17 protein-coding genes are annotated in these 18073 nt (G+C 58.8%); 16 read left to right on the forward strand and 1 reads right to left on the reverse strand.

Translation table 11 applies throughout. The annotated features are described in order from the left end of the window. The first annotated feature begins 71 nt into the window (after positions 1-71). The 7 genes from tmk (at position 72) to ACQZ63_RS19595 (ending at position 7801) form a co-directional block, all read left to right on the forward strand. Complete coding sequence (tmk, locus tag ACQZ63_RS19565) at positions 72-746, forward strand: dTMP kinase (protein WP_111796420.1); 675 nt, start codon at positions 72-74, stop codon at positions 744-746. After that, positions 739-1764 carry a DNA polymerase III subunit delta' gene (locus tag ACQZ63_RS19570; RefSeq protein ID WP_113555812.1) on the forward strand — a complete coding sequence of 342 codons (1026 nt, stop codon included), beginning with the start codon at positions 739-741 and terminating at the stop codon, positions 1762-1764. Before tmk ends, ACQZ63_RS19570 begins: the two co-directional genes overlap by 8 nt. Positions 1765-1868: 104 nt before the next feature. Then, positions 1869-3419, forward strand: coding sequence for a methionine--tRNA ligase (metG, locus tag ACQZ63_RS19575; protein WP_113555813.1), 1551 nt, complete (start codon positions 1869-1871; stop codon positions 3417-3419). Positions 3420-3430: 11 nt separating this feature from the next. Then, positions 3431-4213 carry a TatD family hydrolase gene (locus ACQZ63_RS19580; protein ID WP_065702555.1) on the forward strand — a complete coding sequence of 261 codons (783 nt, stop codon included), beginning with the start codon at positions 3431-3433 and terminating at the stop codon, positions 4211-4213. A 2-nt stretch (positions 4214-4215) separates the two neighbouring features. Then, positions 4216-5046, forward strand: a complete 831-nt coding sequence (locus tag ACQZ63_RS19585) for an MBL fold metallo-hydrolase (protein ID WP_113555814.1) — start codon at positions 4216-4218, stop codon at positions 5044-5046. Positions 5047-5067: 21 nt separating this feature from the next. Then, positions 5068-6849 carry a chloride channel protein gene (locus tag ACQZ63_RS19590; RefSeq protein WP_013636093.1) on the forward strand — a complete coding sequence of 594 codons (1782 nt, stop codon included), beginning with the start codon at positions 5068-5070 and terminating at the stop codon, positions 6847-6849. Between the two features lie 178 nt (positions 6850-7027). Next, positions 7028-7801 (forward strand): class I SAM-dependent methyltransferase, encoded by a 774-nt coding sequence (locus tag ACQZ63_RS19595; RefSeq protein WP_448799387.1) that lies wholly within the window; start codon positions 7028-7030, stop codon positions 7799-7801. 64 nt (positions 7802-7865) lie between these two features. Here the strand turns inward: ACQZ63_RS19595 and ACQZ63_RS19600 are convergent, their stop codons facing one another. Further along, the gene (locus ACQZ63_RS19600) at positions 7866-8246 is read right to left on the reverse strand and encodes an RDD family protein (protein WP_013636091.1); all 381 of its coding nucleotides are present in this window, start codon (positions 8244-8246) and stop codon (positions 7866-7868) included. 115 nt (positions 8247-8361) lie between these two features. On the opposite strand from ACQZ63_RS19600, the gene ACQZ63_RS19605 reads away from it, so the two are divergent. The 9 genes from ACQZ63_RS19605 (at position 8362) to ACQZ63_RS19645 (ending at position 17955) form a co-directional block, all read left to right on the forward strand. Then, positions 8362-8835, forward strand: coding sequence for a ribonuclease H family protein (locus tag ACQZ63_RS19605; protein ID WP_113555815.1), 474 nt, complete (start codon positions 8362-8364; stop codon positions 8833-8835). 300 nt (positions 8836-9135) lie between these two features. Next, positions 9136-10158, forward strand: a complete 1023-nt coding sequence (locus ACQZ63_RS19610) for a substrate-binding domain-containing protein (protein ID WP_113555816.1) — start codon at positions 9136-9138, stop codon at positions 10156-10158. A gap of 119 nt (positions 10159-10277) precedes the next feature. Further along, positions 10278-11771, forward strand: coding sequence for a sugar ABC transporter ATP-binding protein (locus tag ACQZ63_RS19615; RefSeq protein ID WP_113555817.1), 1494 nt, complete (start codon positions 10278-10280; stop codon positions 11769-11771). Further along, positions 11768-12712: an ABC transporter permease gene (locus tag ACQZ63_RS19620; RefSeq protein WP_019566277.1), complete on the forward strand. Its 945-nt coding sequence runs from the start codon at positions 11768-11770 to the stop codon at positions 12710-12712. The genes ACQZ63_RS19615 and ACQZ63_RS19620 overlap by 4 nt, the downstream gene beginning before the upstream one ends. 1 nt (position 12713) lies before the next feature. Beyond that, entirely contained in the window at positions 12714-13682 is a 969-nt protein-coding gene (locus ACQZ63_RS19625) for an ABC transporter permease (RefSeq protein WP_003515236.1), read from the forward strand. 3 nt (positions 13683-13685) lie between these two features. Next, the gene (locus ACQZ63_RS19630) at positions 13686-14708 is read left to right on the forward strand and encodes a LacI family DNA-binding transcriptional regulator (RefSeq protein ID WP_003515235.1); all 1023 of its coding nucleotides are present in this window, start codon (positions 13686-13688) and stop codon (positions 14706-14708) included. A 33-nt stretch (positions 14709-14741) separates the two neighbouring features. Then, complete coding sequence (locus ACQZ63_RS19635) at positions 14742-15791, forward strand: sugar phosphate isomerase/epimerase family protein (protein ID WP_113555818.1); 1050 nt, start codon at positions 14742-14744, stop codon at positions 15789-15791. An 11-nt stretch (positions 15792-15802) separates the two neighbouring features. Further along, the gene (locus ACQZ63_RS19640) at positions 15803-16972 is read left to right on the forward strand and encodes a Gfo/Idh/MocA family protein (RefSeq protein ID WP_065658516.1); all 1170 of its coding nucleotides are present in this window, start codon (positions 15803-15805) and stop codon (positions 16970-16972) included. A gap of 128 nt (positions 16973-17100) precedes the next feature. After that, on the forward strand, positions 17101-17955 hold the full coding sequence (locus ACQZ63_RS19645; protein ID WP_162763618.1) for a sugar phosphate isomerase/epimerase family protein: 855 nt from the start codon (positions 17101-17103) through the stop codon (positions 17953-17955). The last annotated feature ends 118 nt before the right edge of the window (positions 17956-18073 follow it).

Raw genomic sequence — 18073 nt, forward strand, 5'->3', positions numbered from 1 at the left:
TTCACACTTTTCGGTTCGATGCTGTAAACAGGCATTTCGATATTTCTGAGAATTCCTCACAGGACGTGACATTGGCCGAAAAGACCGGATTGTTCATCAGCTTCGAGGGCGGCGAAGGCGCTGGCAAGTCGACGCAGATTCGCACGCTTGCCGAGGCGCTTCGCGGCCGTGGTTTCGATGTTATCGTAACCCGTGAGCCGGGCGGTTCGCCGGGGGCGGAGGCTGTTCGCCATGTTCTGCTGTCGGGTGCTGCCGAATCCTTCGGCGTGCGCATGGAGGCAATCCTGTTTGCGGCAGCGCGCAACGACCATGTCGAGGAGGTCATTCGCCCGGCACTGGAACGTGGCGCAATCGTGCTTTGTGACCGGTTTCTTGATTCCTCACGTGTCTATCAGGGTACGACCGGCAATCTGGAGCCGGATTTCATCGAGACGCTGCAACGCGTTGCTATTGATGGCGTCGTACCGGAACTGACGTTGATCTTCGATATCGCCGCCGAAAAGGGCCTTGCCCGGGCCAGAAAGCGTGCGGATGAGGGTGCCGCACCGGACCGTTTCGAAAAAGAGGAAATCGAGACCCACGAGAAGCGGCGTGAAGCCTATCTGGATATTGCGCTTGCCGAGCCGCGTCGTTGTCGGATCGTCAATGCCGATCAGCCGGAAGAAAAAGTGACGGAAGACGTCATGTCATTTGTCGAGCCTTTGCTCGAGCGGCTGGAGACTGCGGCGGGCACGGCGCATGAGTGAGGTTCAGGGCGTTCTCGACGGCGCAATTGCGCCGCAGCAGAACACGAAGCTTTTCGGCCATGGCGAAGCGGAGGCGTTTCTTGCGCAGTCCTATCGCTCCGGCAAGGGCCACCATGCGATCCTGATCGAAGGCCCTGAAGGCATTGGCAAGGCAACACTCGCTTTCCGTTTCGCCAACCACGTACTTACCCATCCCGATCCAGCCACCGCACCGGATTTCCTGGCCGATCCCGATATAGAATCGCTTGTCAGCCGGCAGATCACCTCCGGTGCGTCGCATAATCTGTTGCATCTGACCCGCCCGGCGGATGAAAAGACCGGCCGCGTGAAATCCGCCATCACGGTGGATGAGGTGCGGCGGGCAGGGCACTTCTTCTCGCAAACCTCGGGCACCGGCAATTGGCGTATCGTCATCATCGATCCGGCTGACGATCTAAACCGCAATGCCGCAAACGCCATTCTGAAAATACTGGAAGAGCCGCCAAAGCGGGCGATGTTCCTCGTTTTGTCGCATGCGCCGGGCAAATTGCTGCCGACCATCCGCTCGCGCTGCATGCCGCTCCGGCTGCTGCCGCTTTCGGATGCGGATATGGTGCAGTCGCTCGATCATCTCGGTATCAGCCCGGCTGGCGAAAAGCGGGATTCGCTGCTTTCCGCCTCCAAGGGCAGCGTCGCGCAGGCGTTAAAACTGATGAATTACGGCGGCTCCGACATTGTGGAGGCGCTCGCCTCCGTCATGACGGCCGAAGGGCCCGGTGCACGCAAGCAGATGCACAAGCTTGCCGAAGTTCTGGCACAGAAGGACGGCGATATTGTTCTTGGCTTCTTCATGGAGCACGTGACGGAGGAGTTGATGGCGCGTGCGAGAGCGGCGGCGATGGCCGGTGATATCGCGGCGGCAGAGAAACATGCGCGCCTTTCGTCGACGCTTTCGGAACGCATTACCGTGGCGCAGGCCTATAATCTCGACAAGAAGCAGATGGTGCTTTCCATTCTGGAAGATGTTCGCGGCGTGTGAGACCCAAGAGATCGTACGGAACGTACGCTTTTGCTTTCGCTGTTGCGAACAATCGTTTAAGAGCGGTCTATCCAAAAAACAGCCTGTAAAGTCGATAGACCGTCATGACAGACAAGACACCCTTCTACATCACCACCGCAATCTCCTATCCTAACGGCAAGCCGCATATCGGCCATGCCTACGAACTGATTGCGACGGATGCCATGGCACGCTTTCAGCGCCTGGACGGAATGGATGTTTTCTTCCTGACCGGCACCGACGAACACGGCCAGAAGATGCAGCAGACAGCGCGGGCGGAAGGCATTTCGCCGGAAGAGCTGGCGCAGCGCAATTCCGACCAGTTCCGCGAGATGGGCAAGCTGCTCAACGCCTCGAACGACGATTTCATCCGCACCACGGAAGAACGTCACCACGAGACCTCGCGCAATATCTGGAACCTGATGGCCGACAGCGGCGACATCTACAAGGACAGCTATGCCGGCTGGTATTCAGTGCGCGACGAGGCCTACTACGGCGAGGATGAGACGGAAGTGCGCGCGGACGGCGTTCGCTATGGGCCGCAGGGCACGCCCGTCGAATGGGTCGAGGAGGAGAGCTATTTCTTCAAGCTCTCCGAATATCAGGACAAGCTGCTGAAGCTCTACGAGGAAAACCCGGATTTCATCGGTCCCGCTGAGCGTCGCAACGAGATCATCTCCTTCGTCAAATCCGGCCTCAAGGACCTGTCGATTTCCCGTACGACGTTCGACTGGGGCATCAAGGTTCCTGATGACCCGAAGCATGTCATGTATGTCTGGGTCGATGCGCTGACCAACTACATTACCGCTACGGGTTACATCGAAGACAAGAACGGTCCGCGCGCAAAATATTGGCCGGCCGACGTGCATATCATCGGCAAGGACATCATTCGCTTCCACGCGGTCTATTGGCCGGCCTTCCTGATGAGCGCCAAGCTGCCGCTGCCCAAGCGGGTTTATGCGCACGGCTTCCTGCTCAACAAGGGCGAGAAGATGTCTAAGTCGCTCGGTAACGTCGTCGATCCGGTCAATCTGGTCAACCATTTCGGTCTCGATCAGGTCCGCTATTTCTTCATGCGCGAAGTCTCCTTCGGCCAGGACGGCAGCTATAGCGAAGAGGGCATCGCCACCCGCATCAACGCAGATCTTGCCAATGGCATCGGTAATCTGGCCAGCCGCTCGCTGTCGATGATCGTCAAGAATTGTGACGGACAGATCCCGACGCCCGGGCCGTTGACCGATGAAGACAAGGCGATGCTCGCCTCCGCCGACGGGCTTCTGGCACTCTGCCGTGAGGAGATGGGCAAACAGCTCATCCATCGCGCGCTTGCAGCCATCATCGCCGTCGTTTCGGAAACCGACCGCTATTTCGCGTCGCAGGAGCCGTGGGCTCTGAAGAAGACCGACCCAGAACGAATGGGCACCGTTCTTTATGTGACGGCGGAAGTCGTCCGCCAGATCGGCATTCTGTTGCAGCCCTTCATGCCGGGATCCTGCGAGAAGCTGCTCGATCTCATTGCTGCCCCTGCCGACAAACGGGATTTTGCCGCACTCGGCGAAGCCGGACGTCTGGTTCCGGGAACGCCGCTTGAGGCACCGAAGCCGGTCTTCCCGCGTTACGTCGCACCGGAAGCGTGAAGGCGACGACCATGCTGATCGATACGCATTGCCATCTGGATTTTCCCGATTTCGAGGCTGAGCGCGACGATATCATCGCCCGCGCCCATGCTTCCGGCGTTGCCCAGATGGTGACGATCTCGACCCGGGTGCGCCGTCTGCCCGAGCTTCTAAAGATTGCGGAAAAATATCCGTCGGTTTTCTGCTCGGTCGGCACGCATCCAAACAATGCCGACGAAGAACTCGACATTTCGGCCGACGAGCTTGTGCGGCTTGCCGAGAGCCACGACAAGATCGTGGCGATCGGCGAGGCGGGGCTGGATTATTTCTACGACACGCAAAAGCCGGAAGACCAGAAGACCGGCCTCGTTCGCCACATCGAGGCGGCAAGGAGAACCAAGCTTCCGCTCGTCATCCACAGCCGCAGCGCTGATGAGGACATGGCTGCGATTCTGCGTGAAGAAAGCGACAAGAGTGCTTTTCCCTTTATTCTGCATTGCTTTTCCGCAGGTCCCGATCTCGCCAAAACCGGCGTCGAACTTGGCGGTTACGTATCCTTTTCCGGCATTCTGACGTTCCCGAAATCGCAGGATATCCGCGATATTGCAGCCACCGTGCCGCTCAACCGTCTGCTGGTGGAAACGGATGCGCCTTATCTCGCGCCCAAGCGTTGGCGCGGCAAGCGCAATGAGCCTTCTTATGTGGTGAACACGGCGGAAGTGCTGGCCGAGGTACATGGCATCTCGTTCGAGCGCATGGCCGAAATCAGCACCGAGAATGCTTTCCGCTGCTTTTCGAAGATGACAAGGGTGTAGGCGTGGCAATCTACCGTCGCCGCTTTACGGTTCTCGGATGTGCGTCGTCTCCCGGCGTGCCGCGCATCAACGGCGACTGGGGCGCCTGCGATCCTGAAAACCCCAGGAATCGGCGTACTCGGGCGGCCTTCATGGTGGAGCAGATCGGACCTGATGGCGGTAAGACCACCGTTGTCATTGACACCGGGCCCGATTTTCGCGAGCAGATGATTGCCGCCAAAGTGGAGGCAGTCGATGCGGTTCTATACACTCATGCCCATGCCGACCATTTGCACGGTATTGACGATCTGCGCATCTATTTCGCCATTCAGCAGAGCCGCATTCCGATCTATGCCGATCCAGTCACCATGGCGCGCATCTGGGATGGTTTTGCCTATTGCCTGCAAACGCCTCCGGGCAGCAATTATCCGCCGATCGTCGAGCCGCGGATCATCGCCGATATCGACGCGACCCTGATCATCGACGGGGCAGGCGGGGCGATACCTTTCAACGTGCACATGCAGCAGCATGGTGACGTGCACTCGCTCGGCTTTCGGATTGGCAATGTCGCCTATTGCACAGATGTCAGCGATTTTCCGACCGAAAGCGTGCCCAAGCTTGCCGGTCTCGACGTCCTCGTCATCGATGCGCTGCAGCACCGTTATCACCCCAGCCATCTCTCGCTCGAACAGGCGCTCGGCTGGATCGATAGATTTGCACCCAAAAGGGCGATCTTGACCCATATGCACATTCCGCTCGATTATGACACGGTGATGCGCGAAACGCCTGATCATGTTGAACCGGCTTACGACCAGATGCGTTTCGAAGTCGAACTTGAGATTGAAGCGCCCTAATACCGCCTGAAAAGGAACAGCATGTCGACCCGGCCTTTCCGTGCACCCAGTATGGCGAGCTTCTTCGACAATCTGCGCTCCAGTCGCCTGCGGGCGATGTTCCGGCGCGGCGAGCTGGGGCTGGTGGCTCTCGCCGTCCTCATCGGCATAGCGGCCGGCCTTCTGGTGGCGCTGATTGGCGGATTGAGTACGGCCCTTCATGTGCTGGTCTTCGGTGTCGAGCGGCTGAGCAGCAGTGAACTCTCCGGCTGGATCGTGCTTGCCGGGCCGGTCATTGGCGGCATCGTACTCGGCCTGATCCTCTTCATTCTGTCGAAAACCCGCAAAAAGCCAATGGTCGACCCCATCGAGGCAAATGCGCTGCATGGCGGCCGCCTTTCGCTGACGGACAGCATCATCGTCTGCGTGCAGAACATCGTCTCAAACGGTTTCGGCGCATCTGTCGGGCTTGAGGCAGGCTATACGCAGATCGCCAGCGGTGTGGCGTCCAAGATCGGCATCAAGCTTAAGCTGAGACGAGGAGACATGCGCATCCTCGTCGGCTGTGGTGCTGCTGGTGCCATTGCCGCGGCCTTCAACGCGCCTCTGACCGGGGCATTCTATGCCATAGAACTCATCATCGGCACCTATACCGTCGTGACACTCGCGCCGCTCATTGTCTCTGCGCTGGTTGCCAGCATCGTGGCAGGGCTTATCGGCGGACATGGCTTGTCCATCGATATCTACGATGCCAGCCGTGTGACGCCTCCGGATTATGTACCGGCCATCTTTCTCGGCGTGGTATGTGCGTTTATCGGCATCGTGCTGATGCAGACGGTCTCCCTTATCGAGGAAACCGCCCGCAAAAGCGCCATTCCCGGCTGGCTGCGTCCAACAATCGGTGGCGTGGCGGTGGGCGCACTTGCGCTGATCTCACCGCAGGTCCTGTCGAGCGGCCACGGTGCGCTCCATCTCAACATCGATGCCGATCTGACGATATACGGGCTGGCCGGGCTTTTCCTGCTGAAGGCTGCGGCGAGCGCGATTTCCATCGGCTCGAATTTCCGCGGCGGCCTGTTTTTTGCCTCGCTGTTCATGGGGTCGCTGGTCGGCAAGATTTTCGCACTCTGCGCACCCTATATCGGCTATGGCTCGACAGCACCCGTGGTCTACGCCGTGGTCGGCATGAGTGCTTTTGCCGCCGCCATTATCGGCGGTCCTCTGACGATGACGTTTCTGGCGCTGGAACTGACCGGAGACTTCCAGATCACGGCTTTGGTGCTGGCGGCCGTCATCACGACATCGCTCGTGGTACGCACCACCTTCGGTTACTCCTTCGCCACCTGGCGTTTTCACCTGCGGGGCGAAAGCATTCGCAGCGCCCACGATATCGGCTGGATCCGCGACCTGACGGTGGGCAAGATGATGCGCGCCGATATTCGCAAGGCCAATGTCAGCATGGGACTTCCGGCCTTCAAGGAGAAGTTTCCGCTAGGCTCTACGCAGCGGGTTATCATGACACACGATGACGGGCGTTATGCCGGCATGGTCCTCGTGCCGGAAATCTACGCCGATCCGATGGATCGCGATCCCTCCAAGATCAGCCTCGAGACCTACCTCAATTACAAGAACGACGTGCTGCTGCCTGCGATGAACGCACGTCAGGCGGCGGCAGCCTTCGATGCTACCGAAAGCGAAGCTCTGGTTGTCGTCAACGACAAGATCGAAAACCGACCCGTGGGCCTGCTGACGGAAAGCCATACGCTGAGGCGGTATAGCGAAGAGCTCGAGCAAAGGCGCCGGGAGGCGTCAGGAGAGTTATAAATCACATCAGGAAACTGCACTTATATCTTGAAATATATAGGTTTATTATGATCTATATCTCGGGGCCACAGACTTCTGATTTTCCAGCGATGTCGCATGGGTTAACTTGGCATCACATTGTGAAGCAAGCTGTCATTCGCCGCAGCGGATGCGATTTGAGTACTCAAAGGAATAGACCATGGATGGCGGCAACTTCGATCTCAAGGAGGAAATCCGCGATTATTGGTCGAAAAGATCAGAGACTTTCGATCTGGCCTTTGGACACAAGATAGCAGCTGGCGCCGAGGCCAATGCATGGCAGAAGCCGATCCGCGACCTGGTGGGACCTGAGCCGAAACATATCCTTGAACTGGCCTGTGGCACCGGCGAGGTGACGCGGCTTATTCATGATCTCGGCCATGAGGTCACGGCACTCGACTTTTCGGAAGCGATGTTATCCGTAGCGCGCGCCAAACATGCGGGAAAACCAAGGCTACGTTTCGTGATGGCGGGTGCCGAAAACACCATGGAGCCGGATGCGTCCTATGATGCGATCATTTGCAGGCATCTGGTCTGGACACTGACGCAGCCTGAGGAGACCTTCCGCGAGTGGTTCAGGCTGCTTCGTCCGGGCGGTCGGCTCCTGTTTTTCGATGGTGACTGGGCAACGCCAAAACCGGCAGGGCGTCTTGCCAGCCTTTTGATCCGGCTCATCGATCTTTCGGTGGGGGCCGACAAGAATTACGATGGTGCCCAAAGCAGCCATCATGCCGCAATCATGAAGGCGCTTCCGTTCGGGCAGGGGTTGCGCCCGCAGATGCTGACGCCGCTCCTGATCGCCGCCGGCTTTACCGGCATAGAACTGCACTCACATGCCCCGATTGCGAGAGCGCAGCGGAAAAACACCAACCTGCGCAACAGGCTGCGAACTTTCGTCTACCGTCGTTTCATCCTGACCTGCCGCCGTCCTTGAAACGGGAATGGTAAAGGGAAACGGGAAAGGTGATGGCCGAGTGTGAAATCACACAACCAAGAACTCAGCGGTCTTTTACAATTGCACCACCCGAGAAATGGTCGCGGTACCAGGGCAGAAACCATATTGCGAGCGGGCCGAAGACCATGCGATAGAGCGCTTGCGTAAAGGTCAGTCTTTCGCCGGTGCGCCGGACGACCTTTAATCGCATTAGCAGTTTTCCGGGAGTTGCCATGAAGGCGCTGCTTTCGAAGGCCGGGAAATAGCAAAACAACACGGATGCCAGCCATAAAAGCGTTACACCCATCAGAGGTGTCGGCGGTTGCCCCGCTGGAGCGTCCATATACTGCGGTAGCCATTCTGCGGCGATGAATGTCGGTGCAAACGCCACACTGATGAGCAAGATGAGATCGACTATTCCTGCGACGATGCGTTTGAAGATCATGTTTCATCCCTGGACGTGAATCTGACTCGAATAAGATGATTGTACAAGCTATCTACAAACACCCGAAAGCGCTGTCATTCTTTCCAAGCGCCTCTGACGCAAGGAAACGAGATCCATGACTGCTCCACTCGTCATCTACGCGGATGGTTCATACAACCCTGTTGCATTATCGGGAAGCTGGGCATTCATCGTGTTTGAAACCGAGCGGCAGATCCATGCTGCGCGAGGAACGGAAATCGGACTTACGAACAATTCGTTTGAAGTCATGGCGGTCATGAATGCACTTTTATGGCTCGATGCACAGGCTCCAGGCCGGCCAGCCAAGCTCTGGACAGACTCCGCTCACGTGATGGAAGGTTGCCATCGCTGGCGCGAAATCTGGCGTAGCAACGGGTGGAAACGCATCAATCCAGATTCGCGAAAACGCAAACGACAGATACCAGATGGCGGTCTGTGGCAGAATGTGGATCGTTTGCTCCTTTGTAATCCGAACGTCGAGATAGCGTGGTGCAAGGGGCATTCCGGTATAGCCGGGAACGATCTCGCGGATACTTTGGCCCGTACCAAGATGGTGGATGGGGGCAATTAGTCTCACGCCAACCGGTCTATAGACGCACGCCAGCAGCTTGTTCTTGTTGAAGTAGCGGAGCTTCAAGCTGTCCGCACATGAACAAAATTTGGGCGCTATCAGCACGGCAATCCACGCCAATATGGTGCCGCTGTTCCTCCTTAAATTGCTACCCAATCTCTCCGCCAAGGGTCGGCAATTCGCTGTGGCAACGGGTGCATAAAAAATCCCAGCTGGGTTGACTCATTTATGAAACCGGTTACATTCACTGATGTAAACGGTTTCATCGGTTAAAAACCGTGCTTGGAGGAGCAAATTTTCATGTTTAAACATTTGATGGCTGCTGCCGCTATGGTGCTGGCGGCGGGCACGTCCGTGCAGGCTCAGGAACAGAGCTTCAAGATCGGTCTTTCCAATTCTTTCGTCGGCAGCGAGTGGCGCACGCAGATGATCGAGGAAGCCCAGGCTGCCGCAAAGGCGTGGGGCGAAAAGGGCGTGAAGGTCGAAGTCGTCGTTCAGAGCGGTAATGTCGATGTGCAGGGGCAGATCGGCCACATCCGCAATTTCATGAACCAGGGCGTTGATGCGATCCTCATCAATCCCGGTAGCCCGACTGCTTTTGATCCGATCTTCGCTCAGGCAAAGGCACGCAACATTCTCGTCATCGCAACCGACGCGGAAGTGTCCTCTAAGGACGCGATCTATGTCGGCATCGACCAGAAGGCCTGGGCGGCACAGTCCGCACAGTGGCTTGCGGATTCGCTGAAGGGCAAGGGAAGCGTCGTCGCGATCAACGGTATCGCCGGCAATCCCGCCAACGAAGCCCGCGTCGCCGGTTACCGCGAAGTGTTCAAGAAATATCCTGATATCAAGGTGCTGAACGAAGCCAATGCGAGCTGGGATCAGGCGCAGGGCCAGCAGGCCATGCAGAACCTTCTCGCTACCTATCCCGATATCAGCGGTGTGTGGGTGCAGGACGGCATGGCCGATGGCGCATGGCGCGCAATCGAAGCCGCTGGCAAGACCAAGGACATCGCCGCGACAGGTGAAATCCGCAAGGACTTCATGACGCGCTGGGAGAAGGAAAAGTTCAACTCCGGCGCCTCCGTCAATCCTCCGGGTGTCATGGCCAGCGCGCTCAACGTTGCGGTTCTGAAGCTGCAGGGCAAGGAATTCAAGGACGGCATTTTCGGCGGTACCTACGGCAACGCCATCTATATTCCGATCCCCTTCGTCAGCAACGACAACCTCGCGGAAAACATCAAGTCCGCCGAAGGTAAGCCGGGCTATTGGTCTGTCACAGCAACCGTGACGCCGGAACAGGCTGGCGAGTTCTTCAAGTAAGATCAGTCTCGGGCTGGCCGCAAACGCTAGCCCGAAACCTGAAATTCGAATGTGGACCGCGTATTGCGCGCGTCCGCCAGTGACGAAGCACAATGACAAGTAAAATTCGGGGACATGCGATGGCGAACGCTCTGGAAGCGGCCGGCATACAGAAGAATTTTGGCGCCGTGCGTGCGCTTTCCGACGGCAGGCTGACCGTTGGTCGCGGTGAAATTCACGCGCTGCTGGGCGCAAATGGTTGCGGCAAGAGCACGCTCTGCAAGATCGTTGCAGGTGCGGTCGCGCCGACCAGCGGCACCATCCGGTTCAACGGCGAAAACGTGCGCTTCAAAAGCCCGCGTGACGCCGAAAATGCTGGCGTTGCGCTGTTTTATCAGGAGCTCAGCCTCATTCCGCAGCTTTCTGTCGCTGACAACATTTTTCTCGGTCGCGAACCGAAGCGCGGCGTTTTTGTCGACGGCAAGGCCCTGAAAGCCGAGGCGCGCAGGCTGATCGCGCTGTTTGACGGGGTTGCCGGCGAAGGGCTGGAGCCGGATGCGATCGTCGGCAATCTGCCGCCCGATCAGCGCCAGCTCGTCGAAATCCTGAAAGTTTTCGCCCAGAATGCCAGCCTCATGATCATGGATGAGGCAACGGCGGCGCTTGATGGCCGCCAGTCCGAGCGTTTTTTTGAGATACTCAGAGCCAAGAAGGCTGACGGTATCTCCACCATCATGATTTCCCACCGGCTCGATGAGGTTTTTGCTGTCTGCGACCGCATAACCGTCATGCGTAACGGTGCGACCATTTCGGAACTCGACACCGCCGCTACCACCCGCGAGGCCGTGGTGCATGACATGGTCGGCGATGTCCGCGCCGCGCCTGCCCGCCAGCAGGGACGCGCAGGTTCAGCGCCCAGCCTGAAGGTGACGGACGTTGCGGGCGAGGGTGTTCGCGGTGTCAGTCTTGAAGCCTATCCGGGTGAAATCGTCGGTTTGGCGGGATTGCAGGGGCAGGGCCAGTCGGCCTTGCTGAAGGGCCTGTTCGGCGCAAGCCCCTTTGCCGCCGGGCAAATCCAGTTCGAGGGCCGTGATGTCGCCATCGGCAAGCCTTCGCAGGCGGTTCATAACGGTTTTGCCTATGTGTCGGGCGACCGCGGACGTGATGCCTCGCTTCAGGGCCGGTCGATCTTCGAAAATCTTGTTGCAGCTCTGATGGTGCGCGAAAAGATGAGACTGGTCCGGCCCGCGACGCTGAAGCCGCGTGTGCAGAAGGTCGCGGACGACATGAAGACGAAGTTTGCTGGCATGGATATGCCGATAGGCACGCTCTCAGGCGGCAACCAGCAGAAAATCTTCATTTCCCGCTGGCTTGCCACCGCACCGAAACTGCTGCTGCTCGATGATCCGACCAAGGGTATCGATCTTGGCGCCAAGGCCGATCTCTTCGCGCTTATGCGCCAGCAGGCTGACGCGGGCGCGACCATTCTTCTCTATTCCTCGGAAGATGCGGAAATCCTCGAATATGCCGACCGCATTCTCGTCTTCAACGGCGGACGCATTTCTGCGGAGCTGACCGGAGCCGACATGACATCCGTCAACATGACCCGCGCCGCCTATGGAGACGCCGCATGAATTCCCTCGGTTTTGTGCGCAAGCAACCCTGGATCATAACTCTTGTGGTTCTGGCCGTTCTCATCGGCGTCAACACGTTTCTGCAGCCGTCTTTCGTGCAGCCGGCCGTATTGCAGTCGAACCTGACGACATTTCTTCCCCTGATCCTGGTCGCCATCGGTCAGACCTATGTCATTCTGGCCGGGGATATAGATCTGTCGGTCGGAAGCATCGTAGCGCTCGCCAATGTCGTTACCGTCAGCGTCATCGCTGCACTTGGCGGAACGGCAGGTGCCGTCGTTGCAGGTATGGGAGCGGGTGTTGCGGTCGGACTGATCTGTGGGCTGGTCAACGGCCTGTTCATATCCGGCCTGCGTTTCCAGCCCATCGTCACCACATTCGCGACGGGCATCATCTTCGCCGGTCTGGCGATCTGGGTTCTGCCGCAGGCCGGTCTTCCCGTGCCGGAAGCCTATTGGCAGACCTATTCCGGTAGTTTCATCGGTTTACCTTTCGTGTTGTGGATGCTGTTGGCTGGTATTGCCTTTACGCTCGTTGTGTCGCGCATTCCGTTTCACGTGCATTTGTTGGCCGTGGGCGGCAATCGCACGGGCGCTTTCCAGACGGGCCTGCGCCTCTCCGGCATTCGCATTGGCGCCTACATGATTTCCGGTCTGTTTTCGGCGCTCGCAGCGCTGTGCCTGACGGGCGAGACCGCCTCCGGCGACCCCTTGCTCGGTGCAAGCCTGGCGCTCTCCTCCATTTCGGCGGTCGTTCTTGGCGGCACCGCACTGTCCGGCGGGTTCGGCAGCTCGACAGGATCGATCGCCGGCGCGCTGGTGCTGGGCATGATTGGCAATGTGATTTTCTTTGCGGGCTTGCCCTTCGAGTACCAGACTTTGGTGCAGGGGTTGATCGTGCTGACGGCACTTGCCGGCGGCGTTCTGGTGACGAGGCGTTGAGATGACAAATTCCGGTTTGAAAATCAAATCCATCATCACCGATCCGCTGACCATTGCGATTGGCGCGTCAGTGTTCCTGCTGCTGGTCGGCGAACTGTTGTCGCCCGGCTTCGCACAGGGGTCGCAGATCGTGCGGCTGCTGACGATCGCCGCTATTCTCGGTATCGTCGCGGCAGGCCAAAATCTTGTGATCCTCGGCGGACGCGAAGGCATCGATCTGTCCGTCGGCGCGATGATCTCGCTCGGCGCGGTCCTTGCCGGCAACATGATGAACGGACAGAATGTCGGAATACCGCTCGCCATACTGGTCGCAGGTGGTATTCCCTTCCTGATCGGCCTCATCAATGGCCTCGGCATCACCTTCGTGCGCATTCCGCCGCTGGTCATGACACTCGGCATGACAGCGGTGATCCAGGGCGGGCTTGTGGTCTATTCGCAGGGCGTTCCATCAGGTGCGGCGGCGCCCCTCCTGGCGGGTTTCATCAACCGGCCTCTCGTTTTCGGTATTCCCGGCGTCCTCTTCGTCTGGCTTGGCATTGCCGCGATCATGCTGTTCGTGCTGCGCCGCACGGCCTTCGGCTTCTCCATTTACGCCATCGGCTCCAACGAGCGGGCGGCGACGCTGGTCGGATTGCCTGTGTCTTTGATCCGCACGCTGCTTTACGGCCTGTCCGGCCTGTTTGCCGGTCTGACCGGGGTCTGCGTGATCGGCTACACCGGCACCTCCTTCATTTCTGTCGGCGACCAATATGTCCTCCCATCGATCATCGCTGTTGTCATCGGCGGCACTTCGCTTGCCGGTGGTGCGGGCGGATATATCGGAACCATGGCTGGGGCAGTTGCGCTCACCATTCTGCAAAGCGTACTGATAACGCTCAACCTCGATGTATGGGCCCGGCAGATCATATTCGGTGTCACGTTACTTGCGCTGATGCTGCTTTATGGCCGCCAAAAGCAGTTGCGTGTGTGACAGATGAGCAAAGACCAAGGTTCGAATATCAGGGAAGTTGCAGCTCTCGCGGGCGTTTCGATCGCGACCGTGTCACGGGCACTGCAACAACCCGACAAAGTCCGCCCGGAAACGAGGAAAAAGGTTTTCGATGCCGTCAGGCAGGCGAACTTTGTTCCCAACGCCCAGGCCGCAAGCTTCAGGCGTCAATCCAACAACACTGTCATTCTTCTCGTTCGCGATATCGGCAACCCGTTTTATCTCGAGATCTACAAGGGCGTGGAGGAAGCGGCGGGGGAGGCGGGCTTCAAGGTGCTCATGGGCGACGCCCGTAACGACGAAAACCGCGTGGCGACACATATCGACATGGTCAGGCAGAAACATGCTGACGGCCTCATCCTGATGACCGGCCAGTTTCCTTCGGAGCTTCTCGGTCAGGGTGACGCGCTGCCGCCGATCGTCATCGCTTCGGAAACCGTGCCAGGCATCGCGCTGCCCACCGTCAAGGTCGATAACCGCGCCGCGTCCAAAAACGCCGTGCATCATCTGATCGAAGCAGGGCACACGAAGATCGCGCATCTCGCCGGACCTTTTCCGGAAAGTCTGGCACAGGAGCGTTTCGAGGGCTACCGCGACGCGCTTGAGGAAGCGGGTATCGGTTACGCGGATGAACTCGTCGTGACAGGCGATTACAGCATCGAAGCCGGTAGACAGGCGATTGCCGGACTTCTCGAAAACGGCATTTCCTTCACCGCCATCTTCGCCTCGAGCGACCAGATGGCGATTGGCGCGATCAGCGAGCTGCGCGGGCGCGGGCTGTCCGTGCCGACCGATGTCTCGGTCATTGGCTTCGACGATATAATTTTCGCCAATGCTTTCGAACCACCGCTAACGACAGTGCGCCAGCCCCGGCAGGAAATGGGCCGCAAAGCCATGGCGCTGATGGTCGACCGGCTTAATGGCAAACGCACGGCCGAAACCATCGTGCTGGATACGGAACTGGTGGTGCGCGGCTCGGTCGCGCCCTGCCGTTCGCCGCACCGGTAGCGGCCAGACAGTGAATGCAAGGAGTGTAAGGACATGAAGACGATCAAAGGCCCGGCGATTTTCCTCGCGCAATTTGTCGGGGACAAGGCACCCTTCGACACGCTCGACAATCTCGGCCAATGGGCGGCTTCCCTTGGTTACAAGGGCATTCAGGTGCCGACCGATCCCAAGCTCTTCGATCTTGAGAAAGCTGCCGCTTCCAAGGCTTATTGCGATGATATCAAGGGACGTCTGGCCGAGACAGGCGTCGAGATCACCGAGCTTTCAACCCATATTCAGGGCCAGCTCGTCGCTGTTCATCCTGCCTATGACGAGATGTTCGACGGTTTTGCGCCCGCCGAACTGCGCGGCAAACCGCAGGCGCGTCAGGAATGGGCGGCCAACCAGCTGAAGTGCGCGGCGAAAGCCTCGCAGCATCTGGGCCTCAAGAGCCATGCGAGTTTTTCCGGCGCGCTGGCGTGGCCTTTCATTTATCCCTGGCCGCAGCGCCCCGCAGGTCTTGTCGAAATGGCCTTTGCTGAACTCGGCAAGCGCTGGACGCCCATTCTCGATACATTCGAGGAGAATGGCGTCGATCTCTGCTACGAGCTGCATCCCGGCGAAGACCTGCATGACGGCATTACCTTCGAGCGTTTTCTCGAAGCCACCGGCAATCATTCGCGCGCCAACATCCTTTATGATCCCTCGCACTTCGTGCTTCAGGCGATGGATTATCTTGATTTCATCGATATCTACCACGAGCGCATCCGGGCCTTTCACGTCAAGGATGCCGAGTTCAATCCGACCGGCCGGTCCGGCGTCTATGGCGGTTATCAAGGCTGGGTCGACCGGCCGGGGCGCTTTCGCTCACTCGGCGACGGGCATGTCGATTTCGGCGCGGTGTTTTCCAAGCTCACCCAATACGACTTCGAAGGATGGGCCGTGCTGGAATGGGAATGCGCGCTGAAACACCCGGAGGACGGGGCGCGTGAAGGTGCCGGTTTCATTGAAAATCACATCATCCGCGTGACTGAGCGGGCTTTCGACGATTTCGCCAAAAGCGGCGCCGATGATGCCGCCAACCGTCGCCTTCTCGGGCTTTGAAAGGGATAGACATGTCCTCCGCAACAGCAAGATTTAATAGCCGCCGCATTCGTCTCGGCATGGTGGGTGGCGGTCAGGGTGCCTTTATCGGCGCGGTGCATCGTATCGCCGCGCGGCTCGACGACCGTTACGAATTGGTCGCCGGTGCGCTTTCCTCCGACCCGGCACGCGCCAGCGCTTCGGCAACCCTGCTCGGCATTGCGCCCGAGCGGTCCTACGCTTCTTTTGAGGAGATGGCGTCGGCCGAGGCCGGTCGTGAAGACGGTATCGAGGCGGTCGCCATCGTCACCCCCAATCACCTGCATTTCGCCCCGTCCAGGGTCTTTCTCGAATCTGGCATCCACGTCATCTGCGACAAACCCGTCACCGCGACGCTGGAGGAGGCCAAGGAGCTGGCGAAGATCGTGAGGGCATCCGACAGGCTGTTCATCCTCACGCATAATTACACCGGCTATGCCATGTTGCGGCAGATGCGGGAGATGGTGGCCAACGGCGCCATCGGCAAGCTGCGCCATGTCCAGGCCGAATATGCGCAGGACTGGCTGACCGAAGCGGTCGAAAAGACCGGCGCAAAGGGAGCGGAATGGCGCACAGATCCGAGCCGCTCGGGCGCGGGCGGGGCAATCGGCGACATCGGCACCCACGCTTTCAACGCCGCCGCCTTCGTGACCGGTGAAATTCCCGCGAGCCTCTACGCAGATCTCACTTCCTTCGTTCCGGGCAGGCAGCTGGATGACAGCGCCAATATTCTGCTGCGTTACGAAAGCGGCGCGAAGGGCATGCTCTGGGCAAGCCAGATCGCTGTCGGCAATGAAAACGCCCTGTCGCTCAGGGTCTATGGCGATAAGGGCGGCCTTGAATGGCACCACCGCGTGCCGGACGAGCTGTGGTTCACACCTTACGGCGAGCCCAAGCGGCTGATTACGCGCAATGGCGCGGGCGCAGGCGCTGCCGCCAACCGCGTCAGCCGTGTGCCATCAGGGCATCCGGAGGGATATCTCGAGGGTTTTGCGACGATCTACCGTGAAGCCGCAGACGCAATCATCGCAAAAAGGGAGGGAAAAGCAGCCGCCGGGGATGTGATTTATCCCGGCATAGAGGACGGCCTTGCGGGTCTCGCATTCATCGATGCGGCCGTGCGGTCCAGCCTGACCTCGTCCTGGGTAGAGATCGACATATAGATCACTGGATATCGGGGACTGACGACGCAGGGCATCGGAGGTTGTGCCCAGCATTACCCGACTAATTGTTCGGAAGAGCACGGGCAGGCGTGTCGTCATATTGATCAAACGGAAAGGGAGTTACGCGTTTGAAAACGTTCAAGTCAAAATTCGCAAAGATGGCATTCGTCGTCGGACTGGCGGCCGGTATCGCAAATCCGGTTTTTGCCGATGACAGCAAGACGCTGCCGATTGCCGCGCAGATGTACACACTGCGCAACGCCGGAACGCTTGAGGAGCAGCTTGCCATCCTCAACCGCGCGGGCGTTTCCGCCGTGGAAACGGTGGATATGCAGAAGGTCAGCGCCAGCGAGCTGAACGCGCTTCTGGAAAAGCACAAGATCAAAGTCATTTCCTCGCATGTGCCGATCGACAAGCTTCGCGGCAATCTCGACGAGGTCATCACCGAGCAGAAGGCTGTCGGCAATCCGGTCGTGACCGTGCCGTTCCTCAAGCCCGAAGACCGCCCTAAAGACGCCGCAGGCTGGACAGCCTTCGGCAAGGAACTTGGCGGATATGCCGACAAGCTTTCCGCGGCTGGCCTCTCCATGGCCTATCACAACCATGATTTTGAAATGGTCAAGTTCGACGGCAAGACGGCGCTTGAACTGCTGCTCGACGCCGCAGGCCCGAAACTGCAGAGCGAACTCGACGTCGCCTGGGTGGCGCGCAGCGGCAATGATCCGGCTGAGTTCCTCGGCACTCTGAACGGCCGGGTTTTTGCAATCCACGCCAAGGACAATGCACCGGCCGGCACGGCCGAAAACGAGCGCGGCTTTGCAACGATTGGCACCGGCGTTCTCGACTGGAAGACGATCCTGCCCGCGGCCAAAAATGCCGGCGCACAATGGTTCATCCTTGAACACGACCTTCCGCTCGATGCCGAAGCGGTCGTGACCAAGGGCAACGCGTTCCTGAGCGAGCACTTGCCGACCATTCAGTAAACACTGCCAGTAAAACCAGAACCGCACCTCGGCGGCCGGTTTCGCCGGGGCGCATAAGGTTCGACAGACGCATGATGAAGTTTCCGCCGCGTTGCGACGGGGAGCGCATTGTCTCGTC

The organism is Agrobacterium sp. CG160-95 (genome assembly GCF_053521725.1).